Origin of the sequence: Micromonospora sp. RL09-050-HVF-A (assembly GCF_019374995.1) — a bacterium.
Lineage (GTDB): Bacteria > Actinomycetota > Actinomycetes > Mycobacteriales > Micromonosporaceae > Micromonospora > Micromonospora antibiotica.
Window position 1 is genome coordinate 3,103,857 of the sequence record NZ_JAGKQP010000002.1, and the last position, 23,207, is coordinate 3,127,063.

General features: G+C 73.3%; 24 protein-coding genes and 1 tRNA gene. 13 read left to right on the top strand and 12 right to left on the bottom strand.

Features of this window, described 5'->3' with window-relative positions:
• Window positions 1-20 precede the first annotated feature (20 nt).
• Together J7462_RS13350 and J7462_RS33620 are read right to left on the bottom strand one after the other, a co-directional pair.
• Entirely contained in the window at window positions 21-1,262 is a 1,242-nt protein-coding gene (locus J7462_RS13350; RefSeq protein ID WP_374197519.1) for a cobyrinate a,c-diamide synthase, read from the bottom strand.
• Window positions 1,199-1,396 carry a hypothetical protein gene (locus tag J7462_RS33620; protein ID WP_374197520.1) on the bottom strand — a complete coding sequence of 66 codons (198 nt, stop codon included), beginning with the start codon at window positions 1,394-1,396 and terminating at the stop codon, window positions 1,199-1,201. Before J7462_RS33620 ends, J7462_RS13350 begins: the two co-directional genes overlap by 64 nt.
• A gap of 179 nt (window positions 1,397-1,575) precedes the next feature.
• Between J7462_RS33620 and J7462_RS13355 the strand changes: the two genes are divergently transcribed.
• Window positions 1,576-2,391: an SURF1 family protein gene (locus J7462_RS13355; RefSeq protein WP_219464349.1), complete on the top strand. Its 816-nt coding sequence runs from the start codon at window positions 1,576-1,578 to the stop codon at window positions 2,389-2,391.
• 726 nt (window positions 2,392-3,117) lie between these two features.
• Window positions 3,118-3,669 (top strand): hypothetical protein, encoded by a 552-nt coding sequence (locus J7462_RS13360; protein WP_255597710.1) that lies wholly within the window; start codon window positions 3,118-3,120, stop codon window positions 3,667-3,669.
• Between the two features lie 22 nt (window positions 3,670-3,691).
• Here the strand turns inward: J7462_RS13360 and J7462_RS13365 are convergent, their stop codons facing one another.
• From J7462_RS13365 to J7462_RS13380, 4 genes are all read right to left on the bottom strand, one after another.
• Window positions 3,692-5,353 (bottom strand): ATP-dependent DNA ligase, encoded by a 1,662-nt coding sequence (locus tag J7462_RS13365; RefSeq protein ID WP_255597711.1) that lies wholly within the window; start codon window positions 5,351-5,353, stop codon window positions 3,692-3,694.
• A gap of 103 nt (window positions 5,354-5,456) precedes the next feature.
• Complete coding sequence (locus tag J7462_RS13370) at window positions 5,457-5,663, bottom strand: hypothetical protein (RefSeq protein WP_208570443.1); 207 nt, start codon at window positions 5,661-5,663, stop codon at window positions 5,457-5,459.
• A gap of 78 nt (window positions 5,664-5,741) precedes the next feature.
• Window positions 5,742-7,094 carry a dipeptidase gene (locus J7462_RS13375; protein WP_208570482.1) on the bottom strand — a complete coding sequence of 451 codons (1,353 nt, stop codon included), beginning with the start codon at window positions 7,092-7,094 and terminating at the stop codon, window positions 5,742-5,744.
• A gap of 103 nt (window positions 7,095-7,197) precedes the next feature.
• Complete coding sequence (locus J7462_RS13380; RefSeq protein WP_219464351.1) at window positions 7,198-7,857, bottom strand: uridine kinase; 660 nt, start codon at window positions 7,855-7,857, stop codon at window positions 7,198-7,200.
• A 112-nt stretch (window positions 7,858-7,969) separates the two neighbouring features.
• Here J7462_RS13380 and J7462_RS13385 point away from each other — a divergent pair, with 112 nt between their 5' ends.
• Window positions 7,970-8,371, top strand: coding sequence for a rhodanese-like domain-containing protein (locus J7462_RS13385; RefSeq protein WP_219470309.1), 402 nt, complete (start codon window positions 7,970-7,972; stop codon window positions 8,369-8,371).
• A gap of 133 nt (window positions 8,372-8,504) precedes the next feature.
• Here the strand turns inward: J7462_RS13385 and J7462_RS13390 are convergent, their stop codons facing one another.
• The 3 genes from J7462_RS13390 to J7462_RS13400 form a co-directional block, all read right to left on the bottom strand.
• Window positions 8,505-10,046: a cobyric acid synthase gene (locus J7462_RS13390; protein WP_219464352.1), complete on the bottom strand. Its 1,542-nt coding sequence runs from the start codon at window positions 10,044-10,046 to the stop codon at window positions 8,505-8,507.
• Complete coding sequence (locus J7462_RS13395; RefSeq protein ID WP_219464353.1) at window positions 10,043-11,080, bottom strand: cobalamin biosynthesis protein; 1,038 nt, start codon at window positions 11,078-11,080, stop codon at window positions 10,043-10,045. Before J7462_RS13395 ends, J7462_RS13390 begins: the two co-directional genes overlap by 4 nt.
• 119 nt (window positions 11,081-11,199) lie before the next feature.
• Window positions 11,200-12,123, bottom strand: coding sequence for a single-stranded DNA-binding protein (locus tag J7462_RS13400; RefSeq protein ID WP_219464355.1), 924 nt, complete (start codon window positions 12,121-12,123; stop codon window positions 11,200-11,202).
• A 433-nt stretch (window positions 12,124-12,556) separates the two neighbouring features.
• Here J7462_RS13400 and J7462_RS13405 point away from each other — a divergent pair, with 433 nt between their 5' ends.
• Together J7462_RS13405 and J7462_RS13410 are read left to right on the top strand one after the other, a co-directional pair.
• Window positions 12,557-12,985: an HPF/RaiA family ribosome-associated protein gene (locus tag J7462_RS13405; protein WP_219464356.1), complete on the top strand. Its 429-nt coding sequence runs from the start codon at window positions 12,557-12,559 to the stop codon at window positions 12,983-12,985.
• 127 nt (window positions 12,986-13,112) lie between these two features.
• A complete protein-coding gene (locus J7462_RS13410) occupies window positions 13,113-14,105 on the top strand; it encodes an alpha/beta hydrolase (protein ID WP_219464357.1) in 993 nt (330 codons plus the stop codon).
• 17 nt (window positions 14,106-14,122) lie between these two features.
• On the opposite strand, the gene J7462_RS13415 is transcribed toward J7462_RS13410, so the two are convergent.
• Window positions 14,123-14,806 carry a hypothetical protein gene (locus tag J7462_RS13415; protein WP_219464358.1) on the bottom strand — a complete coding sequence of 228 codons (684 nt, stop codon included), beginning with the start codon at window positions 14,804-14,806 and terminating at the stop codon, window positions 14,123-14,125.
• A gap of 150 nt (window positions 14,807-14,956) precedes the next feature.
• On the opposite strand from J7462_RS13415, the gene J7462_RS13420 reads away from it, so the two are divergent.
• The 3 genes from J7462_RS13420 (at window position 14,957) to J7462_RS13430 (ending at window position 18,594) form a co-directional block, all read left to right on the top strand.
• Window positions 14,957-15,029: transfer RNA gene (locus tag J7462_RS13420), tRNA-Arg, on the top strand.
• 305 nt (window positions 15,030-15,334) lie between these two features.
• Window positions 15,335-16,903: a glycosyltransferase family 39 protein gene (locus tag J7462_RS13425; protein ID WP_219464359.1), complete on the top strand. Its 1,569-nt coding sequence runs from the start codon at window positions 15,335-15,337 to the stop codon at window positions 16,901-16,903.
• A gap of 269 nt (window positions 16,904-17,172) precedes the next feature.
• Window positions 17,173-18,594, top strand: coding sequence for a hypothetical protein (locus tag J7462_RS13430; protein ID WP_219464360.1), 1,422 nt, complete (start codon window positions 17,173-17,175; stop codon window positions 18,592-18,594).
• A 103-nt stretch (window positions 18,595-18,697) separates the two neighbouring features.
• Here J7462_RS13430 and J7462_RS13435 read toward each other — a convergent pair whose 3' ends face one another.
• The gene (locus tag J7462_RS13435; protein WP_219464362.1) at window positions 18,698-19,309 is read right to left on the bottom strand and encodes a TetR/AcrR family transcriptional regulator; all 612 of its coding nucleotides are present in this window, start codon (window positions 19,307-19,309) and stop codon (window positions 18,698-18,700) included.
• Window positions 19,310-19,386: 77 nt separating this feature from the next.
• Here J7462_RS13435 and J7462_RS13440 point away from each other — a divergent pair, with 77 nt between their 5' ends.
• Window positions 19,387-20,340, top strand: a complete 954-nt coding sequence (locus tag J7462_RS13440) for a 2-dehydropantoate 2-reductase N-terminal domain-containing protein (RefSeq protein ID WP_308290890.1) — start codon at window positions 19,387-19,389, stop codon at window positions 20,338-20,340.
• A 69-nt stretch (window positions 20,341-20,409) separates the two neighbouring features.
• Here J7462_RS13440 and J7462_RS13445 read toward each other — a convergent pair whose 3' ends face one another.
• The gene (locus tag J7462_RS13445; protein WP_219470312.1) at window positions 20,410-20,763 is read right to left on the bottom strand and encodes a hypothetical protein; all 354 of its coding nucleotides are present in this window, start codon (window positions 20,761-20,763) and stop codon (window positions 20,410-20,412) included.
• Window positions 20,764-21,180: 417 nt separating this feature from the next.
• Here J7462_RS13445 and J7462_RS13450 point away from each other — a divergent pair, with 417 nt between their 5' ends.
• The 4 genes from J7462_RS13450 (at window position 21,181) to J7462_RS13465 (ending at window position 23,165) form a co-directional block, all read left to right on the top strand.
• Window positions 21,181-21,405 (top strand): winged helix-turn-helix domain-containing protein, encoded by a 225-nt coding sequence (locus J7462_RS13450; RefSeq protein ID WP_219464364.1) that lies wholly within the window; start codon window positions 21,181-21,183, stop codon window positions 21,403-21,405.
• A 60-nt stretch (window positions 21,406-21,465) separates the two neighbouring features.
• The gene (locus J7462_RS13455) at window positions 21,466-21,663 is read left to right on the top strand and encodes a DUF397 domain-containing protein (RefSeq protein WP_219464365.1); all 198 of its coding nucleotides are present in this window, start codon (window positions 21,466-21,468) and stop codon (window positions 21,661-21,663) included.
• 103 nt (window positions 21,664-21,766) lie between these two features.
• A complete protein-coding gene (locus J7462_RS13460; RefSeq protein ID WP_219464366.1) occupies window positions 21,767-22,306 on the top strand; it encodes a DUF4240 domain-containing protein in 540 nt (179 codons plus the stop codon).
• A 25-nt stretch (window positions 22,307-22,331) separates the two neighbouring features.
• Window positions 22,332-23,165 carry an alpha/beta hydrolase gene (locus J7462_RS13465; protein WP_308290892.1) on the top strand — a complete coding sequence of 278 codons (834 nt, stop codon included), beginning with the start codon at window positions 22,332-22,334 and terminating at the stop codon, window positions 23,163-23,165.
• Window positions 23,166-23,207: the final 42 nt, after the last annotated feature.

Genomic DNA, 23,207 nt, shown 5'->3' on the forward strand with positions numbered 1-23,207 from the left:
ACCCGGGCCGACGGGTGCCGTCAGGCCGGGGCGGCGACGCCCTCGACCGGCGACGGCAGCGCCGCCGCCGTCACCAACCGGGTCGCGATCTCGGGGTACGCCACCCAGTGCAGGCCGAGCTGGGAGGCGTGCACCCCCCGCCAGACGAAACCCTCGGGCGTGCCACCCTCCCAGCTCCAGGCCGCCCGTGGCCCGGACCGGGGGGTGAGCACCGCGCCGTGCTGCTTGTAGCCCACCACCGTCGCACCCGCCCGGGCGACCACGCTGTCGGACTGGGCGGTCGCCTCCCGGTAGCCCACCACCAGACCGTCCCGGCTCGCGCCGATGGCGTCCAGCACCCCGCACATCGGCAACCCGTCCAGTTCCCGGGCCAGCCACAGCAGGCCGGTGCCCTCGGCGAGCACCGGGCGGCCGGTACGGGCCAGCTCGGCCACCGCGATGCAGAGCCGCCGGTTGGCCGACAGGTCCCGCGCGTACGACTCGGGTAGCGCACCCCCGACGACAAGCGCGCGGGTCCCGGCGGGCAGCGCCTCGTCGCGCAGCGGGTCGACGGTGACCACCTGCGCCCCGACGGCCCGCAGCAGCTCGGCGGTCTCCGGGTGGCCGTAGCTGCCGCCGGGCCCCCCGGCCAGCGCCACCACCGGCGCGTCCGCCACCGGGGTCCCGGTGGCCGGCGACCAGGCCGCGACGGACAGCGCCGGAGCAGAGCGGGCCAGCGCGAGCAGGCGCTCCAGATCGACCGTGCCGGCGACCGCCTCACCGAGCCGGCGGACCGCCCGGGTCGCCTCCGCGTCGCGGGCGAGGACCGGCACCACGCCGTGCCGGCGCGCAGGCAGCACCGGGGGCAGCTCGTGGCGGCGCAACGCCCCGTAGACCGGCACCCCGACATCGTCGAGCGCCTCCCGCAGCATGGACTCGTGCCGGCCGGAGGCGACCTGGGTGAGGATCACCCCACCCAACCAGAGCTGCTCGTCGTACGAGCGGAAACCGTGCACCAGGGCCGCCACCGACTGCCCCATCGCCGCCACGTCGACCACCAGCACGACGGGGCTGCGCAGGGCGGTCGCGACCGCGGCGGTGGACTCCGCCTCGGGGCGGCCGGCGACCGAGTCGTACAGCCCCATGGTGCCCTGGACCAGGGCCAGCGCGGCACCCTGCGCGCCGTGGGCGAAGAGCGGCCCGAGGCGGTCGGCCCCGATCAGCCGGGGATCGAGGTTGCGACCGGGACGGCCGGCCGCCAGGCCGAGGTACGCGGCGTCCACGTGGTCCGGGCCGACCTTGAAACCGGCGACGTCGAGCCCCGGTCGGCCAGCGCCGCCAGCAGGCCGACGGAGAGCGCATTGGTGCCGTGACCGGAGGACGGCGCGCTGAACACGAGGCGCGGCACGGCAGTCATCATCGACTCCTCGGTGGTGACGGACGGTGACCCGGACGGCCGCCAGGAACACCGGCGGCGATCCGCTCGCGTGACCATACCCGCCCGCATCAACAGGTGGGACCGCCGATCCGGTGCCACCCGGGCCGGTCCCGGGCCGTCGCGGAGGGTGGCCCCGGTCATACGGGTAGCCTCGTGCTGTGTACCGGTTCCTGCTGACCCCACGCTGGCTGGGCATCCTCGCGCTGACCCTGGTCGCCGCCGCCGTCATGGTGCTGCTCGGCAACTGGCAGCTGGACCGCTACCGGGAGCGCACCGCCGTCAACGAACGCATCGACGCCGGCACCGCGGGCACCCCCGCACCGCTACGGTCGACGCTGCCCGCCCCGACCGGCGGCGCGGGCACGGTCGGCCCAGCCCCCGCCGAGCAGGACGAATGGAGCCGGGTCACCGTCAGCGGCCGGTACGACGCCGCGAACGTCGTCCTGGTCCGGGGCCGCACGGTGGAGAGCAGGGTCGGCTTCGAGGTGCTCGCCCCGCTGGTGCTCGACGACGGCACGGCGGTGCTGGTCGACCGGGGTTGGGTCCCCCCGGCACCCGGCGGCGCGCTGGCGATGCCCGAGGTGCCGGCACTGCCGACCGGCACGGTGACCGTCGTCGGCCGGGTGCACCCCACCGAGAGCGGCGGCAACGGGGTGGACCGGCGCGACGGCCGGTTGGAGACCCGCCGGGTGACCGTGGACAAGCTGGCCCGGGAGTTGCCGTACCCGCTGCACGGGGCGTACCTGCTGCTCGACGAGCAGACCCCGGCGAACGACCCGACGTTCCGGGCGGTGCCGATCGGGCACACCAACAACTGGCAGAACTTCGGCTACGTCGTCCAGTGGTGGTTGTTCGCCGCGATGACGCTCTTCGGCTACGGCTGGGTGGCCCGGCGGGAGGCCCGCCGCGCCGCCGGCCTGGACGCCCCGAAGCCGCCCGTCGACCGAGCCGCCGAACCCGTCACCCCCGCCTGACCGCCCGACCGGCACTTTCGCCCGACCGGCACTTTCGCCCGACCGGCACCCCCGCCTGGCCGCGATCCCCGCTGAACGGTCCCCTCCCGCAGCGCCAGGCACTCCACTGCCGACCAGGCTTGGCCGACCGGGTCGGTTCCACCGGACGGACGGTGCGGGTCCCAGCCGACTCGCGCCGCCCCACCGCCGGCGGAGCTGGCACCAGCCGGGGGCGGCGCATCATAGGTGCGCGTCCTTTCGAGCTGATGACGTCACAGCATCAACCGGTCGACCGCCGGGACCGTGCGACTCGGCCCATCACGCCCCGGTAGGCCTGACTCGTTCTCGTCATCACCTCGAAAGGACGCACGACAGGCATCTACCCGGCCGGGCCGACAGGCCGGCACCACGCCGGGACACGAGGCAACGCCGGAACACCGGGCGACGCCGAAACGCGGCACCACGCCGGAACACGGCACCACACCGGAACACGGCACCACACCGGAACGCGGGGCGACGCCGGACGCTGTATGGTCCGCAGGATGTTCAACGCGCGTGAGGTGTCGCGGTGACCTCCGACCCCGCCCCGTCGTACCCGTCCGATCCGCCCACGCCGGCGAACCCCGCCTACGATCCCTGGGCGCCGTCGCCGGACGTGCCCCGGCCCCGGCGCAGCAGACACCTCCCACGGCCCCGTTCCCGACCGCACCTCCCCCGGCGGCGCCGGTCGACCTCTCCACCCCGTCGATGGGCGGCGGACCGTACTCGGCCCCGCCCGCACGGTTCTCCGCATCGCCAGACCAGTTCTCGGCCCCACCGGCCCAGTTCGCCACGTCACCGGCGCCGTTCCCGGCGCCGGCCGGGGTCGACCCGTACGCCGCGTCGATGGGCCAGCCGGGGCCGTACCCGCCGCGCTTCACCCCGCCGCCGGGGGCGATGGGTGGTCAGCAGCCGGTGGCGGTGCAGATCGGCGAGATCATGGTCACCCCGCCGGTGATCCGCACCCCGACCGGCGTGCTGCCCCTGGCCGGCGCCACCTGGTACGTGGCCGACTACTGGCAGCGGGAGGAGAAGATCGCCAGTTGGGCGATCGTCTGCGCCATCCTCGGCTTCTTCTGCCTGACCATCTTCAGCCTGCTCTTCCTGCTGATCAAGGAGACGCGGCACCACGGCACCGTGCAGGTGACGGTGACCAACGGCGGACACCAGTACGTGGCCCGCATCCCGGTCGTCGACCAGGCGCAGGTCCAGCAGATCAACAACCAGGTCAACTACGCCCGGTCGCTGTCCACGCTCTGACCGGCGTCCCACCGGGTGCGGCTCAGCCGGTGAGCCGTCCGGCGTGCAGTGCCCGGACCGTGTCGATGGTGTCGGCCTCGGCAGCCGACTTGTCGTCGCGGTAACGCAGCACCCGGGCGAACCGCAGCGCCACCCCGCCCGGGTAGCGGGTGCTGGCGAGCACCCCGTCGAAGGCGATCTCGACCACCTGCTCGGGGCGGACCCGCACCACCCAGTCGCCGCGCTCCACGGCCAGCCCGAGGAAGCGTTCGGTCTGCCAGCGCAGCAACTCGTCGGTGAGCCCCTTGAAGGTCTTGCCGAGCATGACGAACTCACCGGTGCGCGGATCCCTCGCCCCGAGATGGAGGTTGGACAGCCAACCCTCCCGCCGGCCGCTGCCCCACTCCACCGCCAGCACGACCAGGTCGAGGGTGTGCCGGGGCTTGACCTTGACCCAGGCCGTGCCCCGGCGACCGGCGTCGTAGGGGGCGTCCGGAGACTTGACCACCACCCCCTCCTGACCGGCGTCGAGCGCGGCGGCGAACGCCGCGCCGGCCTGCTCGGGATCGTCGACCGCGACCCGACCGACCAGCAGCGACCCGTCGACCACGTCGGCGAGCCGGGCCCACCGCTGCCGGCCGGGCAGGTCGATCAGGTCGTCGCCGTCGAGGTGCAGCAGATCGAAGAAGTACGGCGTGAGCGCGGTCGCCTCGGCCAGCGGGGCCACGTCGGCCGCAGCGCTGGCGGCGGGGGCACCGTCGGCGGAGGTCGCACCGTCGGCGGAGGTCGCAGCGTCGGCGGAAGTCGCAGCGTCGGCGGAGGTCGCAGCGGTCGCGACGGCGGTGGCCCGGCGGGCCGCCCGGCTGGAGGTCTGCGGGAACGGCAACGGGCGGCCGGCGGTGTCCAACCCGATCGCCTCGCCGTCGAGCACCAGCTCCCGGGCCGGCAACGCACGCACGGCGGCCACCACGCCGGGCACCCGGTCGGTGATCTCGTCGAGGCTGCGGGTGAAGACCGCGACGTCGTCGCCGTTGCGGTGCACCTGGATGCGGATGCCGTCGAGTTTCACGTCGACCACCGCCGGGACCCCGGTGGCCTGGAGCGCGGCATCGACCGAGGGTGCGCTCTGGGCCAACATCGGCGCGAGCGGCCGGCCCACCTGGAGCCCGAACCCGGCCAGTGCGGCGGCCCCGCCGGTGCGGGCGGCCAGCGCGACGGCCCGCAGGTCACCGGCGAGCAGCAGGGCGCGGCGGACCGCCGTCACCGGCACCTCGGCGGCCCGGGCGATGGCGTCGGCGAGCAGGCCCGCCTGGGCGCCCTGGCGCAGCTCGCCACGGAACAGGTCGACCAACAGCCGCTGCTCGTCGGCGGTGGCGGCACCCAGGAGGGCGGCGAGCAGGTGCCGGCGGCGGGCCTGGGAACCGGGGCCGTGCACGGCCGCGATCTCGTCGATCGCCGCGTCGACAGCGGTCACGGTCAGGGTCGGCCCGGCGGCCGGTGGCGGCAGTTCGCGCAGGCTGGCCCAGCCCACGCCGGTCTGCCGCTGGCGCAGCTCACCGGCGAGATAGCCGGAGCCGACCGACACCTCGGACGGGTCGAGCGCCCGCAGCGCGCCAGCCAGCAACTCCACCTTGGCGCGTCGGCCGGAGGTGGCCGCGACGGCCGCGGAGGTGGCTGCCAGGTCGAGGAACCGCACGCACCTCATCCTGCCAGCCACCCCCGACATCACCCGGGTATTGCCGTACCCGGGCCGTCCCGATCGGGCCGTCCTCCCCAACGGCACCGGGTGTGACCACCCGGACCACGGCTCAGGCCGAGACGGGCTCCTCGATGCGCAGACCCCGGGCGCGGACGCCGTCGGCGACCCGGGACAACACCCCGTCCAGGGCGACCAACACCGCCGAAAGCTCGCCGAGCTGTTCCTTGAGCGTGTCCTCGGGCCACGCGGAGACGTCGACGTCTCCCAGAGCGCTCACGGCGGCTTCCAGCCGCGTCATCACGTCGTTCGTACGCATGTTCGAAAGGCTATACCAGCCTGCCGTCCGACACGCCGCAAACTCCGACAACGACCCCGAAATTTGTGGTTCCGCGGCCTAACCGGCCTGCCGCCCCTGCTCGGCCACCCCGGCCAGCAACAGCGCCTCGGCCAGGCAGACCCGGGCGAACTCACCGAGGTGCAGGCTCTCGTTCGGGCCGTGCGCCCGCGCGTGCGGGTCCTCCACCCCGGTGACCAGGATCGCCGCCTGCGGGAACATCTCCTGGAAGGTGGCGATGAACGGGATCGAACCGCCGACGCCGATGTCCACCGGCTCGGTGCCGTCCCAGGCGGCCCGGAACGCCGCGCGGGCCGCGTCGAACATCGGCCCCGACGCGTCGATGACACACGGGTCACCGTCGTGCTCCAGGGTCACCGCCACCCGGGCACCCCACGGGGCGTGCTGCTCCAGATGGGCACACACCGCGTCGTACGCCCGCTTGGGGTCGTCACCCGGCGCCAGCCGTACGCTCAGCTTGGCCTTCGCCGCCGGGACCAGCGCGTTCGGTGCCTCACCGGTGGCCGGGGCGTCGATGCCGAGCACGGCCAACGCCGGCCTCGTCCAGAGCCGGTCGGTGATCCGGCCGCTGCCGATCAGCGACACCCCCTCGACCAGCCCGGCCTCGGCCCGGAACCGGTCCTGCGGATAGTCGACGGCGGCACCGGTCCGGCTGGTCAGGCCCGCGACGGCCACGTCTCCGGCATCGTCGTGCAGGGTCGCCAGCAGACGCACCAGCGCGGTCAGCGCATCCGGCACGGCACCGCCGAACATGCCGCTGTGCACCGCGTGGTCCAGGGTGCGCAGCTCGACGAACAGGTTGACCACGCCGCGCAGCGAGGTGGTCAGGGCCGGTACGCCCACGTCCCAGTTGGTGGAGTCGGCGATCACGATGACGTCCGAGGCGATCTCCTCCCGGTGCTCGGCGAGCAGCCGCTCCAGCGAGTCGGAGCCGTACTCCTCCTCACCCTCGATGAACAGCACCACGCCGACCGGGAGTCGGTCACCGAAGGCGCGCAGGGCGGCGACGTGCGCCATGATGCCGGCCTTGTCGTCGGCCGCGCCGCGCCCGTAGAGGCGGCCGTCCCGCTCGACCGGCTCGAACGGCTCGGACTCCCACAGCGACAGGTCGCCGACGGGCTGCACGTCGTGGTGGGCGTACATCAGCACGGTGGGTGCGCCGGGCGGGGCGGCCCTCGTCCCGATCACGGCGGGTTGGCCGCCCGACCGCACGATCCGCACGTCGAGGTCGCAGCCGCGCAGCAACTCGGCGACCGCCTCGGCGGAGCGCTCGACGTGCGAGTGGTCGAAGCCCTCGAACGCGATGCCGGGGATGCGGACGAGGCGTTCGAGGTCGGCACGGACACCGGGCAGCTCCCGCGCGACGGCGGCCCGTACCTCGGACTCGGACATGATCGGTGAGGTCATGACCGGCATCGTATGCCGGCCTTACCGGGAGGTACCCGGCGAGCCGGAACCGGCAGCGACCGTCCCCTGCACGGGCGTCAGACCGGGGTCAGCGGAGCCAGGCCGGGTCGACCGGGGCGGCGGACGGCGGGCGGCGGACGTAGTAGTGGTCCCGGTCGTGCGGCAGCGTCGGTGCCCCGTCGACCACCAGGTCCACGGCGGCGGCCGTCCGGTCGGCGGCGAAGTGGGTCTCCTCCCCGGCGTGCCAGCGCCGCAGCTCCGGCAGGAGCTGCACCCCGTCCCGGTCCAGCGCGCGGCGCAGCCGCAGCCCGGCCGGGGCGGTGACCTGCACCGACAGGGTCAGCTCCGGCCGGATCGCCGCCCGCGCCGCGCTCACCCCCTCCAGCAGCAGCACCGGCGCGACCGGCACCGGCACCGCGCGGGGCAGGAACGACCGCCGCACCCAGCTGTACCGCTGGTAGGACCCCGGTCGGCCGGCCCGCAGCGGGGCGAGCACCCGTCGTTCCAGCCGGGTCCAGAAGGTGAACTGGTCGTCCCAGCCGTCGAGCAGGTCGTCGGTGTGCACCACCGGTGGCCGCCCGCCGTCGGGCAGGGCGGCCAGGGCGTCCGCGAGGCGCGCGGTGAACACGCTCTTGCCCGCGCCGCTGGGCCCGTCGACGGCCACCAGTCGGGTACGCCCCAACCGGGCGGGTCCGCCGAGCACCCGGCGGGCCAGCGTCGCGTACGCCTCCACCAGGGCCACCGTCACACCGGTGACGCTAGCGGGTGTCCCCCGTGAGCCTGGTTCCGCCGTGGGGAGTGCTGTTCGTCAGGCGGGGGTGCGGGGGCCGGGGCATGATCTGGACGTGCTCAATGACGTGATGAGTCCCGGTGTGGACGCCCTGCTGGAACAGGCCCGAGCCGGGCTGCGGCGGCTGAGTCCTCAACAGACGGTCGAGGCGGTACGGGCGGGTGCGCTGCTGGTCGACACGCGTACCGAGGGTCAACGCCACGAGCAGGGGGAACTGCCCGGTGCGATCGTCATCGACCGGACGGTGCTGGAGTGGCGGCTGGACCCGGCCAGCGACTGGCGCATCCCCGAGTCGACCGGCTACGACCGGGAGATCGTGGTGGTGTGCCGGCACGGCTACAGCTCCAGCCTGGCGGCGGCCAGCCTCCAGGCGTTGGGCCTGCGCAACGCCACCGACATGACGGGCGGTGTGCAGGCGTGGCGGGAGGCGGGGCTGCCCCTGTCCGACCGCCCCGCCGACGTCCGGCTCTGAGCGGGCCGGTGACGGCGAGGCCCGCCTCTGAAAGATGCCCGGCGGGGGCCGCCGACATCCGGCTCTGACGACCCGCCGGTGGCCGGGCCACGGGCGGCACGATCGCCGCGACCGGCCGGTGCGGGCGGGACGGTCAGTTCGTCGGTGGTGCGCCGGGCGGGATGAACGGGAGGCCGGCGGGGGCGCCGGTCTCGACGAGCCGCCACAGCGCGGCCGTGTCCAGGTGCTCCTCGACCAGGTCACCGAGCAGGTCGAGGGAGCGTTCGCGGGCGGCGGCGAAGCTGGTGTCGGGTGCGACCGTGAAGCCGTGCCGCCCGGCTGACCGGGCCACCTCGGTGAGGAACCGGCGGCGGAACCCGTCGGACTCGAACGCACCGTGCCAGTGGGTGCCGTGCACCGCGCCGAGCCGGGCGCCTTCGGGACGGCCGTCGGCGTGGTGCAGCAGCGGGGGCAGCGCCGGATCGGCGGCGGAGACGAACCCGTGGTGGATCTCGTAGCCGCGCACCGGGACGTCGGCGGCGGTGCCGACGGCGGGCCGGACGGTCTTGCCCGGATCGAAGGTGATCTCGATGGGCAGCAGGCCCAGGCCGGGGACGCTGCCCTGCCGGCTCTCCACCGGGTCGTGGATGGCCGTGGCCAGCATCTGGAACCCGCCGCAGATGCCGAGCAGCGGCCGGCCGGCGGCGGCGTGCGCGGTGACCGCCTCGGCGAGCCCGGTCTCCCGCAGCCAGGCCAGGTCGGCGACGGTGGACTTGGAGCCGGGCAGGACGACCAGGTCGGCGGCGGCCAGCTCGGCGGGTTCGACGGTGAGCCGGACCCGGACCCCCGGCTCGGTGGCGAGGGCCTCCACGTCGGTGGCGTTGCTGATCCGGGGCAGCCGGACCACCGCGACGTCGAGCCATTCGGTGCCGTACGGGGCGGCGGGCCGGCCGAGCACCCGCCCGTAGGCCAGCGAGTCCTCGGCGTCGAGCCACAGGTCGAGCTGCCAGGGCAGCACCCCGTAGGTGGGCCGGCCGGTCACCCGGTGCAGCATGTCGAGCCCGGGGCGGAGCAGACCCAGATCGCCCCGGAACTTGTTGATCACGAAGCCGGCGATCAGCGCCTGGTCGGCGGGGTCGAGCAGGGCGACCGTGCCGAACATCGAGGCGAACACGCCGCCCCGGTCGATGTCGCCGACCACGATGGTGGGCAGACCGGCGTGCCGGGCGAGCCCCATGTTGACGTAGTCGCCGGCCCGCAGGTTGATCTCGGCGGGGCTGCCGGCCCCCTCACAGATCACCACGTCGTACGTTGCCCGCAGTTCGGCCAGAGCCGCGTACGCCGTCTCGGCGAGCCTGGGTCGCATGGTACGGAAGTTGCCGGCGGTGACCGTGTCGACGGCCTCCCCGAGCAGCACCACCTGACTGGCCAGGTCGCTGCCCGGTTTGAGCAGCACCGGGTTGAACCGCAGGTCGGGGGTGAGGCCACAGGCGGCGGCCTGCATCGCCTGGGCCCGACCGATCTCACCGCCACGCCCGTCGGGGCCGACCACCACGGCGGAGTTGTTCGACATGTTCTGCGCCTTGAACGGCGCGACGGCGACCCCCTGCCGGTGCAACCAGCGGCAGATGCCGGCGGTCAGCACGCTCTTGCCCGCGTCGGAGGTGGTGCCCGCGACGAGCAGCCCTCCGCTCACCGTCCGCTCACCCGGCCGGCGGTGCCGAGACGGGCGACGATCTGCCGGGCCGGTCGGCGCAGCAGGGTGCGGCCGGCGGCGGTGGCCAGCGGGCGGCCGGTCAACGGCCAGGCGGCAGCCAGCGCGAGGGCGGCCAGGCCGACCGTCCCGGACAGCCGGCCGGCCCGTTTCAGGTGCCGGGCCTCGGGGCGTGGGCCGTCACCGAGGAACGGTCGCACCTCGGACCGCCCGAAGTAGACGTTGCGGCCGCCCAGCCGGACGCCCAGCGCGCCGGCCATGGCCGCCTCGCACTGCCCGGCGTTGGGGCTGGGGTGGTCGTGGCGGTCCCGTCGCCAGACCTGCCAGGCCCGCTCCCGGTCGCCGTGCACGGTGGGCGCGGCGGCGACGGTGAGCAGCCCGGTCAGTCGGGCCGGCACCAGGTTGAGCAGGTCGTCGAGCCGGGCGGCCGGGGTGCCGAACCGGGCGTAGCGGGGTGAGCGGTGCCCGACCATCGCGTCGAGGGTGTTGGCCGCCCGGTAGCCGAGCAGCCCGGGCAGCCCGGCGAGGGCACCCCAGAGCAGCGGGGCGACCACCGCGTCGGAGGTGTTCTCGGCGACCGACTCGACGGTGGCGCGGGCCAACTCGCTCTCGTCGAGCCGGGACGGGTCCCGGCCGCAGAGGTGTCCAAGCCGGTGCCGGGCCGTCGGCAGGTCACCGGCGCGCAGGGCGGTGCCCATCACCGTCGCCTCGTGGCGCAGGGTCCGACCGCCGAGCACGGTCCAGGTGCCGGCGGCCACGACCAGGGCCCGGGCCACCGGGTGTCGCCGGGTGGCCCGGCTGGCGACCGCACCGAGCAGCACCGGCGCACCCACGGCCACGGCGGTGAAGACCGTTCCCGCCCGACGATCGGCGCGGTAGACCCGACGTTCCAGGGCACCGGCGGCCCGACCGAAACCGGCCACCGGATGCCAGCGCCGTGGATCGCCGAGCAGGCTGTCCAGCGCGTACCCGGCCACCAGGCCGACCGCGTCCGCCGCCGCTGTGCGCCGCCCCACCCGCACCACCTCCGGCCGGCCAGCCTAGTCGTACGCGGGGTGGCCACGTCGCCGTCGCCACCCCGCCCCCGTTCGTACGCACCGCGACCCGCGCCCCTTCCCCGGCGCGGGCCGGCGGCTCAGGCGGGGGCCGGCACCCGACCCCGGCCACGTCGGGCCCGACCCGCCGGACCGAGGGCCACCTCGCCCGGCGTCGCCACCGCACCACTCGACCGGCCCGCGCCACCGGACCGGTCCCCGTCGCCCGGCTGCCCCCCGTCGGTCGGCTGCTCCGCGTCGTCGGGCTGCCCCTCGCCGCCCGACCGCCCCGCGCCGCCGGGCACGCCCGGCCCGTCCGACCGGCTCTGTTCGCCCGATCGGTGCGGCTCGGCCCAGTCGCCGGACCGGGCCGTCGGGTCGTCACCGGTGTCGGTCCCGTCGTCGGGCAGCGGGGTGAGGTCGTCGTCGGGCTCGTCGTCGAACGGGTCGGTCGCCGGGGCGTACCCGCTGCCGGGCAGGTCGTGGCCGGGCAGGTCGTGGCCGGCGCGCGGGAAGCCGAAGCCGGACAGCTCGAAGTCGTCGTCGAGGGGCCGGTCGTCGGGCCCGGCGGGAGCCTGCCCGACCGGGACCGGCTCGGTCGGCTCACCCTGCACCCGCTGGGCCGCCTCGTCGTCCTCCACCGCGCTGGTGGCCATGCTCGGCCGGTTGCGCAGGAAGCGGGACCGACCCCGGGACAGGTCGTGGCCGACCGCGACCGCCTCCAACTCGTAGAGGACCCGGTGGTTGCCGGCGTCGTCGGTCCAGTCGCGGGTGTAGAGCCGCCCGGCGACCACCACCGGGTCGCCGACCATGACGGAGGCGGCCACCCCCTCGGCCAGCTTGCGCCAGCAGTTGACCCGGACGCGGAGGCTGTTGCCGTCCACCCACCGGCCGCTGTCCCGGTTGAGGCGGCGGGCGGTCGAGGCCACCTTGAAGTTGGCGACCAGGATGTTGCTCTGCGCGGTACGACGCCACTCCGGCGCGGTCAGTACGTTGCCGACAATAGTTACATAAGTGTCAAACATCGTTCCCCCTCCCAGGGGTCCTGCGGATGCGGTGGCGAGTCGACTCGGGACCGAGCCTGACCCGCGCGGCGCGACGATGCGAGCCCCGCGCCCCGCCCTGTGGACAACCGGAGCGCCTGTGGACGACGACCTGATCAAGGTCCCGTCGTGCTAGGTCGACCGGCCCTGGAGGACCCTGCCGGGCCGGGACCAGGATGGGACCAGAGGCCACCGCAGGGGCGGGGCGACGACCGGCATCGGAGGGAACGACCGGCATCGAGCGACAACGACACCGAGAAGACGGCGTTACCCGGAGTGAGGTCGACCCCGACTGGGTAATGAGTTGATCAACCAGGTACCACCAGGCACGACGTCCGAAGAGAAAGGCAGTGCTGATGATTCGGACCCCGCTCCGTACCACCGGTTCCGTCCGCACCGAGCGGGAGGTGCGGCGATGAGCGCGGTGACGAACCCGGCGACCGTGGCCGAGTGCCTGCGGATGGGCGCGGGCTTCTCCCAGGGCGACCGGAACTGGATCGTCGAGCAGTTCGGCACCCTGGACGCCCGGCTGGCCGCCTTCCACGCCGACGCCACCGAGCTGGAGGTGTCGGTCAAGGACCGGGAGGCGCGCGGGCAGAAGGTCACCCTGGAGTGCTGGATCGCCGGTCGGCAGAAGATCGTCACCACGTCGAGCGAGGAGGATCTGCGGGCCGCCCTCAACGACGCCCGGGACGACCTGCGCCGCAAGCTCAACGACGCCAAGACCAAGCAGGAGCCCCGGCACAACAAGCACATCCGGGAGATGGCCCAGCCCGTCCCCGCGCCGCTGCCGGACCTCGACGCCGACAACGACACCCACCGGGTGGACGCCGAAACCGCCTGACCGGTCACCGGGTCGCCCCTGCCCAGGCGTTACGCCAGGCGGGGGCGACCCGTCGCGTCGACGTGGGGTTCGGCCACCCCGGCACCGGGGCTACCGCCGGGTAGTCGGCGGGCGTAGCGTCGCGGTCGTGGAACAGGACGTGCTGGGGCCGCCGTACGAGCGGCAGACGATCGACCTGGGCACCGACGACGAGGGGCCGGTGGTCGCGACGCTGGTCCGGCGGCGTGCCGAGCGCCCGACCAGGCGTGCGGTGCTCTACGTGCACGGCTTCGTCGACTACTTCTTCCAGACCCACCTGGCCGACTTCTACGCCGAGCGCGGTTGGGACTTCTACGCCCTCGACCTGCGCAAGTACGGCCGCAGCCTGCTACCCCACCAGACCCCGAACTTCTGCCGCGACCTGAGCGACTACTTCCCCGAGCTGGACGCCGCCGCGAAGATCATCCGCGACGAGGACGGGCACGACACCCTGCTCGCCATGGGCCACTCCACCGGCGGCCTGATCATCTCGCTCTGGGCGCACGCCCGCCGCGACGCCGGCAGAGTCGACGGGCTCGTCCTCAACAGCCCCTTCTTCGACCTCAACGCCCCCTGGGTGGTCCGTCGACCCCTCGCGGCGGCCGTCGCCCGGCTGGGCCGTCGCGCGCCGCACCGCATCCTCCCCTTCGGCCTGGGCACCGTGTACGGCGAGAGCCTGCACGCCGACCATCGCGGCGAGTGGACGTACGACCTGGCCTGGAAGCCGCTCGCCGGGTTCCCCGTCCGGGCCGGCTGGCTGACCGCGATCCGTACCGCCCAACGGCAGCTCCGCGCCGGGCTGGACATCCCCATCCCGGTACTGGTGGCCTGCTCGACCCGGAGTTTCCGGGGCACCCGCTGGCACGACTCGGCGGCGCTGGCCGACGCGGTGCTGGACGTGGAACACATGGTCCGCTGGGCGCCCCGACTCGGCCGGCACGTCACCGTCACCCGCTTCGACGGCGGCAAGCACGACCTGGTGCTGTCCGGCCCCGCCGTCCGCGAGCAGGTCTTCACCGAGGTCGGTCGCTGGGCCGACGCGTTCCTCGGTGCCGGCCCGACGCCTTCCGCGGCCGGGTCGACGACCACGCCGCCTGGTTAGGCGGGCGCGGCGGCGGGTCAGGTGGCGGGGAGGGCGGCTAGCACGCGGTCGAGGGTCGCCACCGGATGCCCGTCCCCGGGTGCACCGTCCCCGGGCAGGACCACGCCGAGGCAGCGCAGGCCGATCTCCCCGTCGGCGTCGGGGCGTACCCCGAAGACGGGGGCGCCGACGTAGCCGGCGGGGAGGGCGGCGGCGATGCGCAGCGCGTCGCCGTCGCGGACGGCACGCTCGACGGCGACCTCCAGCGGTCGGGCGCCGTCGACGCCGACGCCGAGGGCCAGCACGATCGCGGTGACCGGCCCGGCACCGAAGCCGGCCAGGTCGTCCGCCCGGACGGCGACCGCGGCCGGCACCGGCTGCACCCGCCACCGCCAGCCCTGCCCGGCGGCGAACCCGTGCAGGGCGGCGGCCGGCAGGACGGCCACCCCGAGCCGGGCATCGCGCACCCACCGCGCCGGCAGGTCCGTAAGCGTCAGCGACTCCCCGGCCGTGCCGGTCGGCTCCGTGACGCTGGGCCGCAGGCCGAGCCACCGCGCCTGCGCGGCGACCACGTCGGCGGTCAGCAGGAAACCGCCCCCGGGGTGGTCGAGGAAGAAGGCCGTGCCCGGGTCACCTGCCGTATGGACCGGCAGGATGGCCCGACCCAGGAGCTGGCACAGCTCGTAGGCGACCTCGTTCTCGGTGTCCGGTTCCAGCAGCACGGACCGAGGGTACGGGCCGACGCGCCGGCCGGAAGCCGGGTGCCCGGATGGGGGGTGTCGTGCGACGCTGATCACGCCTGTCCGGACGCGACCCGTGCCCCCGGATGGCAGGGGGTCGGCGGTACCCTCTTGGCGCGACACGTACGCCGCGCGCCCGTAGCTCAGCGGATAGAGCAGGGGACTTCTAATCCCAAGGCCGCAGGTTCGAATCCTGCCGGGCGCACAGATACTCCTCCCTCAGTCGATGGGGCGCGTCGCAGCCACCGCCCACCTTTGCGGCCCGGCCGGGCAGGCCAACGACAACCGCTCCGCAGCGGCCGGTGCCCGCCGCACGCTGTGGCAGAATCGCCCGGTACGGCCCGATGGGGATGTGGACGCCGCTCGGAAAGGGGGGCCGTGGCAAAGCTGGCGGAAAGCAACAATCCCGTCGGGCGGGTGGGGAACGCAGGAGACACGGTAGTGGGAGCCACTGCGGGGATTCGCCTGCGGAAGTCGCTTCCATGTTGGACGGCAGCAATTCTCGGCCTTGTGGGTGTCGTCTACCGGGCGATTCTGATAGCTGTGGACGTCCCGCCGGCCAACAGCGACGAGGGCACCGCCGGCCTGGCCGCTCTGCACATCGGAGAAGGCCGGGATTGGCCGACCTTCTTTTACGGCCAGGACTACATGGGCACCTTCTATTCCTATCTTGCGGCTCCGTTGGTGCAGGTTTTCGGCACGCACTGGTGGACCCTCCGGCTGCCGGCACTCGTCATGTACGCCGTGTTCCTCCTCCTCGTTTTCCGGTTGACGCGTACCCTTTATTCTTCCTGGTTCGCCGTCTTCGTCACGGGAGTCTTGGCGTTCGGGTCTGATCGGGTGGTGAAAGATCAGATCATCGGCGCCGGCGGCTATTCCGACGTCGCCACCGCCGTCGCCGGCCTCATGCTGGCGTCCGCACTGCTGGTCCTGCGGCCGGAGAAGCCGAGGACGATGCTCGTCGTGTGGGGCGGGTTGGCCGGTTACATCGTCTGGACCCACTGGCTCGCCCTGCCGTACGTTGCCGCCGCCGTCCTGCTCGTGGCATGGGTGGGACGGGCGGGGATGACGCTACGTCGGGTGTCCCTGGCGGTCTGTGGATTCCTCCTCGGCGCAGCGCCACTGATCGTGTTCAACCTTCGCCTGGACCGTCCCGATTCGTTTTTGGTGTTGCTTTCCCTGAGTGGTGCGACCGAGCCGGCCGCCTGGTCGGACAGGTTGCACGGCGCGGTCCTGGTCGGCCTACCGCTCAGCTCCGGGTTGTGTGCGCCGAGCCACTGTGCCACCTGGCAACTGTGGTGGGGGCCGACCTATCTTGTCCTGCTGGTGGCGGCAACGGCCGTCGCGGTCGCCGCATTTCGTCGCGCCGACGGCGCTGAACGTCGTGTGCACGCCGGCCGGCTGGCGCTCGTCGCCGGTGCCGCGATGACCCTCGCCGCGTATGTCGCAAGTTCCTCGTCGGCGATGACCCCCGTCGAGAGTGCCCGCTACCTCCACTATGGGCTGGTGTCGCTGCCAGCCGTTCTCTGGCCGTTGTGGGTCGGTGCGGCCTCCGTGGTCGCCAGGGTGGGGTCCGGCACCTCTGGCGACCATGGTGGAATCCGACGACGGGTGACCGGCCCGAGCCTGGGCGGTGCATTCCTGGCCGCTGGTTGTATCGCACTCGCTGGTGCGTTCTTCGTCGGTCTGTCGGTCGCCACCGGGCAGTTGATCGCCCACCGGTCCGACTACGCCGCTCAGGCCGACGACGAACAGCGGCTTGTGGACGGTCTGCGAACGGCCGGCGTCAGCCATGTCTATTCCGGGTACTGGACGTGCAACCGGCTCGCTTACCGCAGTCGGGAGCAGGTGCGGTGCGCCGTCCTCGATGAGGACCTGTCGCCCGGTCTCGATCGGTACCGACCGTACCGGGACCAGGTCCGTGGGTCCGCTCGGGTGGCCTACGTCCTTCCCTCGTCGGGCGCGATGTCGGTCAACTTCGCCCGGTCCACCCAGGCGCTCGGCGTCGACGTGGTTTCTCGGTACGAGCTCGGCGGCTACGACGTGTACCTCTGCCGCCAGCGGCCGGAGCGCGGCTGACAGCAACGCCTCGCGGGTGGGAATCCACCGCCCCGCGGAGCGGTGGTCGAAGATCGGGCAGGTCGGGGTGGCCCGCGTGAGTCGACTCCGCCGCCGACGCCCATCGTGACCGGTTGCTCACTGCACGTTATGTGCGCCAGGACAAGCATCTACCCAGGACCTGGGAATGACCTTGCTCACCATTCATTTACATTGATGTATGTCATGCCACTCGGTTTGGATGGAAAGCGCTGCCCACCGGCAGTGTCCCCACCAATCGAGGAGCACCCTTGCCCCGGTCCCCGTTCCGGACCCGACGGCCGCGTACCCTCACCGCCGTCGTCACCGCCGCCCTGGCCACCGCTCTCGCGGTGGTCTCCACCCCCACCGCTGCCCTGGCCTGGGGGCCAGGCACCGAGGCGGCCCAGCCGTACGCGCAACCGAGCATGCCCACCGTGCCCAAGCGCGGCTGCCAGTCCACCGTCGCCAACCCGGCCGCACCGACGGGGGCGACCCCCGCCGTCCAGGTGATCTACGCCTGGCACGACGGCGTCGGCAACAACTACGAGGCCAACGTCGAGTACATCGCCAAGGTGGTGGACCGGATCGACTGGGCGCTCGACGAGTCGACCAACTACGACCAGCACTACAACTTCAGCTGCCGCACCGGGTACGACACCAGCACGTACGCCGGCTACGCCCGCTCCCTGGTCGTTCCCGAGAAGATCGACGCCGGGGCGAACCCGAACACCCCCGCCAGCACCGTCCGCAGCGACCTGGTCTCCGCCGGATACCAGGACAGCAACCGGATCTACCTGGTCTTCACCGATTTCGCGTCGAACTCCGACGCCTACCAGTGCCCGACCGGCGGCAACTCCAGCGGCGTGCACTGCTCGGCGGTCACCGAGTCGTGGACCACCGGTGTCGCCGGGCACGAACTGCTGCACGTCCTCGGCGCGGGGCACGCCTGGATGGCCGAGACGGGGGCCTCCTACGTCCCCGACATCATGTACGGCTGGTGGGACAACTGGAACACCGACCCGGGGTTCCGCAGCTACTACGACCCGAGTGAGCTGTCGGCCAGCTTCTACATCGACCCGAGCCCGTCGACGGCGAAGGTGAACGTCGCGAACCATCCGATGCTGACCGCCCCGGTCTGCTGCGACGTGGGCGCGAACAACGACCTGCTCACCGCCGAACAGCGCACCGTCGAGGCCGCCACCCCGAGCAGCAGCACGTCGACGTTCACCACGTCGGGCGGCTGGCACCAGGTGACGCCCGCCTGCGGCATCTCGACGAACTCCTGCACCTACTTCGACGGCCGCCGGTCGGTCCAGCTCAACACCTACACCGGGCCGTCCAACACGTCGTCGATCTCGCTGACGAACCGGGCAACGGTCACCGCCGGCCGGACGTACAAGTTGTTCACCCGGTTGCGCAGTGGCGTGGCGGTCAACACCCAACTCCAGCTCGCCTGGTACAACTCGGGCGGCACCCTGCTGTCGACCAGCACCGGGGCGACCGAGACGCTCGCCAGCAACTGGCTGGAGTACCGGACGACCGCTACCGCCCCGGCGAACGCCGCCAGCGTGCGGATCACGGTGAACGTGCCGACCCAGTCGACCACCGGCAACCAGGCCATCAACCTGGACAGCCTCCAGCTCAACGACTGCACGGCGAACACCGGCGGCACCTGCCGCTACGACACCTGAGCCATCGGCGGGGTACGGGCAGCCACGAGCGTCCCGTACCCCGCCCCGGCCTCCTGTGCGGCCCGCGTTCCCCCGCCACCAGCGGTAGGGGCGCGGGCCGCACTCATCGCGCCGGTGGGCGCAGGCCGGCGAGGACGAGGGTGATCACCCCGTCCGCGTCGGGTCGGTAGGCGGGGTGGCCGTAGGCCGCGCAGACGCCCTGGAGGGCCATCATGATCGCGCCGGCTCCCACGTCGTCGCGGGCGGTCCCGGCCCGGACGGCGGCGGCCAGCAGGTCGGCGACGGCCCGGCCCAGAGCCTCGGCGCCCTCGGCCAGCACGCCTGAGTGGGTGGCCATCAGCGTGGAGAGGGTACGGGCGAGGCCCTCGTGGGCGTGCAGGTGCGCCACGAAACCTCGCAGGAAGGACGCCAGCGCCTCGTCGGCGGGGAGGGTGGCCTGCAACTCCCGGGCCCGGTCGCACATCGCGCCGAGTTCCTCCCGGTAGACCGCTTCGGCCAGGGCCTCCCGGGTGGGGAAGTGCCGGTAGAGCGTGCCGGTGCCGACCCCGGCCAGCTTGGCGAAGTCGTCGAAGCGCAGGTCGAAGCAGCCGTCGGCGAAGAGTGCGCGGGCCTTGGCGATCAGGGCGTCACGGTTGCGACGGGCGTCGGCACGCAGCGGCTTGGCGTCCGCGCGCGGCGGTTTGGCGTCGGCACGCAGCGGTTTGGCGTCGGTCATGTGGGGCCTCGCGTTGACAAGTGGAGACTGTCTCCATATTTTGGAAGTGGAGATGGCCTCCGATTATAGCCCTTGAGGTGCGCGTGAAGATCTTGATGTTCGGCCGGGGCGTGATCAGCGCGACCTACGGATGGGCCCTGGAACGGGCCGGGCACCACGTCGAGTTCTACGTCCGGCCGGACCGGGCGGCGGCGTACGGGGAAGCGATCGACCTCGATCTGCTCGACGCGCGGCGGCGACCGTGGGGCAGGCGGGTCGTCGAGAAGTGGCCGGTGCGCTACCGCGAATCGTTGGAGCCCGACCACGACTTCGACCTGATCGTGCTGAGCGTGCAGCACTACAACTTCGCCGAGGCTACGGCCTTCCTCGGGCCCCGGGTGGGCGGGGCCACGGTGCTCGTCTTCAACAACCTGTGGGTCGAGCCGTCGACCGCGACGGCACACCTCCCCGCCGACCAGCTGGCCTGGGGCTTTCCTGGAGCCGGCGGCGGTTTCGGCGACGACGGCGTGCTGCGCGCGGCCCTGCTGCCGGTGGTCTTCCTCGGCACGCTCGACCGGCCGCCGACCGACCGCGAGCGGGCCGTCCGCCAGGTGTTCCGGGGAGCAGGGTTCAGGGTCCGGGAGAATTCCGACTTTCGTGGCTGGCTGTCGGTCCACTTCGTCCAGAACGCCGGCCTGCACACGCAGAGCCTGCGGCGGGGCTCACTGTCCGGTCTGACCACCGGGGACATCCGCGAGGCGATCCTCGCCACCCGCGAGCTGCTGCCGCTCGTCGAGGCCCGGGGCGTCGATCTGCGGCGGCACCGCGGCGAGTTGCTGCCTTTCACCGCGCCTCTCTGGCTGGCGGCACCGGCCATGTCCTGGCTGATGGGGCATTTCCCGCCGATGCGCCGGGTGACGCAGGCGCACGCCAACCCCGAGGAGTTGCGCGCGGTCTGCCGCGACACCCTGGCGGAGGCACGCCGGCTGGGTGTGCGGGTGCCCCGGCTGGAGGCGGCCGAGCCCTACTTCGCCGCCACGACGACCCCCTGACACCCCGTCACCCACGACTCCCTGACCGCACGTCACCTCCGACAGTGATCACGTCACCCACGACCGCGATCACGTCACCCACGACCGGTCGTCCGACGCCCCGGGGTCCGCCCGACGCGGCACCGGCGGCACCCCTGCCGGCCGAGGCCCCCGCCGCACGTTCGGCGCCCTCCCCGCCGGGCTCGGGGTCCGGGGCGTCGGTGCGGGCCGCGACACCTGCAACCCCGCCGGCTGTACGAAGATCGACCGCCGGGCCACCGCGTCCCCCTTCGCGTCCAGTTGGTAGACGTCGAGCCAGCACCATCCGTCGTAGGTGATCCAGTCCAGCACCCGAATGACCCGGCAGGTGATCGGCGCGACGAACTGCACACTGGCCGCCCGGCCGACGACCACCAGGTCACCCGCCTTCGGCGGTGGGGCGATCACCGCCGTCCCCAGACGTGCCGGAACCTGCGCCACTGCCTGATCCGACCCCGGGCGGCCTCCACCAACGGACAGAACCCGGTCTCGGCACACCTCCCGCAGCGACCGCGCCGGTGCCGGTCCAGGCACTCCCACGCCGACCGGACCAGCAATGGCAGCTCACCGGCAGCAGGCCGGCCCGCCCGGCTGATCGAAACGTGGCACCACGCCCGGCAGGGTAGTTCCGCGCCGCAGTGGCACACCCTGCGCCAGCGCCGCCAACTCCAGACCGGTCGGTGTCGGCTGGCCAACGTCAGTGCGGCGGTCAACAGGTAGTCGTCACGGTGGATCCGGCCCATCGCGTGACTGTCTTGCATCACTTGCTGACGTTGGTCGGCTCGTGGTCAGATGGCAGGGCCGAACCAAGGGACCGAAACCATGCCCTCTGCACCTGCCGAATACCGACGCATCGCCGACACGCTGACCACGAAGATCAAGAGCGGCGAGCTCACACCGGGAACGAAGCTGCCCAGCACCAGCGAGCTTGCCGAACAGTTCGACGTCAGTGTGGCCACCGCATACCGCGCCGTCTCGCTCCTGCACGACCGTGACCTGGTCGTGGGCCAACCCGGGCGTGGGGTCTACGTGACAGGAAGCAAGTAGGCCCCAGCTATGCGAGCGCGTACCCCTACTGTCGCCGGGGACGATCATCGAGGAGCGAGCATGACTGACCTGGCCGGGGCCGTCTGGCGCAAGAGCACCCGCAGCGGCGGGAGCGGTGGCGACTGCGTCGAGGTGGCCGACAACCTGCCCGGCCTGATCGGCGTACGGGACAGCAAGGACCAGTCCGGCCCGGCGTTACGGTTCACCCCGGCCGCCTGGTCCACCTTCGTCCGCGCGGTACCTCGCGGACCACGCTGAACGCTCGCGGGGCCGCCCGCCCGGGTGGGCGGCCCCGACGTCCGCAGCACCTGCACGCGGGGATGCCCGGAGAACGTCGGTGCGGCCCGCTACGGTGCTGCTCATGAGCGACACGGAAACCGCGAACCGGCTGCCCACGGCCGAGGAGGAGGCCCGGTTCTGGGGCCTGGTGGAGGCCGCCTGGGAGCGGCTCGGCCCCGAGCCGGCCGCGCTGCGCCGGGCGCTGCTCACCCGCGACCGGGCCGCCGACGACGACAGCGTGTACGCGATCGACGGCTGGCTGGACGCCTTCCTCGACCAGCTGGGCCAGCTCTGCGCCGACCTGTCCGGTCCCGAGCTGACCGCCCTCGACCGGGTCGTCGAACGCAAGCTGTACGACATCGACCGGGCCGACGTGCACGCGGTGATCGACGGTTCCGACGACGGCTTCCTCTATGGCCGGGGCCACGTGGTGGCGCTCGGGCGGGAGTTCTACGAGGCGGTCCGGGCCGACCCGACCTGGGCGTTGCCCGACGGCTACCTCCAGGGCATGGGCTACTTCTTCGCCCGCCTGCACCAGCAGCGCTTCGGCGGGTCGCCCCAAACCGGCTCCGGCATTTCCCGGGAGTCCTGCATGAACCCGACCGGCTGGGCCGACCGGTGAGCCGCCCACCCGTCGAGGAGTCGTCGTGCTGACCGAGCGTGACGTGCCGCTGCCCGACGGCGGCACCCTGCACGTCTACGACACCGGCGACGACGGCACCGGCCGGCTGCCGGTCGTCTGGCACCACGGCACCCCCAACATCGGCGCACCGCCGGCACCGCTGTTCGCCGCCGCCGACCGGCTCGGCCTGCGCTGGGTGTCCTACGACCGGCCCGGTTACGGCGGTTCGACCCGACGCCCCGGGCGGGACGTGGCCTCGGCCGCCGGTGACGTCGCCCGGGTCGCCGACGTGCTGGGCCTGCCCCGGTTCGCCACGGTGGGTCACTCCGGCGGGGCACCGCACGCGCTGGCCAGCGGCGCGTTGCACCCCGACCGGGTGGTCGCCGTCGTCGCCGTCGCCGGCCTCGCCCCCTATGGTGCGGCCGGGCTCGACTGGTTCGCCGGGATGACGCCGTCCGGGCAGGAGTCACTGCGGGCCGCCACCCAGGGCCGGGCGGTCAAGGAGCGGCACGCGGCGTCCGACACCGACTACGACCCGGAGTTCACCCCGGCCGACCTGGACACCCTGGCCGGGCCGTGGGCCTGGCTCGAAGAGGTGGTGGGTCCGGCGGTGCGGGGCGGCCCGGACGGCCTGGTCGACGACGACCTCGCCTACGTCACCCCGTGGGGTTTCGACCCGGCCCGGGTGACCGTCCCGGTGCTGCTGCTGCACGGCGGGCGCGACCGGGTGGTGCCGGCCAGCCACAGCCGCTGGTTGGCCGGGGTCTGCCCGGCGGCCGAGCTGCGGATCACCGACGACGACGGGCACCTGTCGGTGCTGGGTGGTGCGCCGGCCGCCCTGGAGTGGCTCCGCCGCTGATCGGCACCGGATGCCGACCGGCATGTTCACCGAACGCAACGC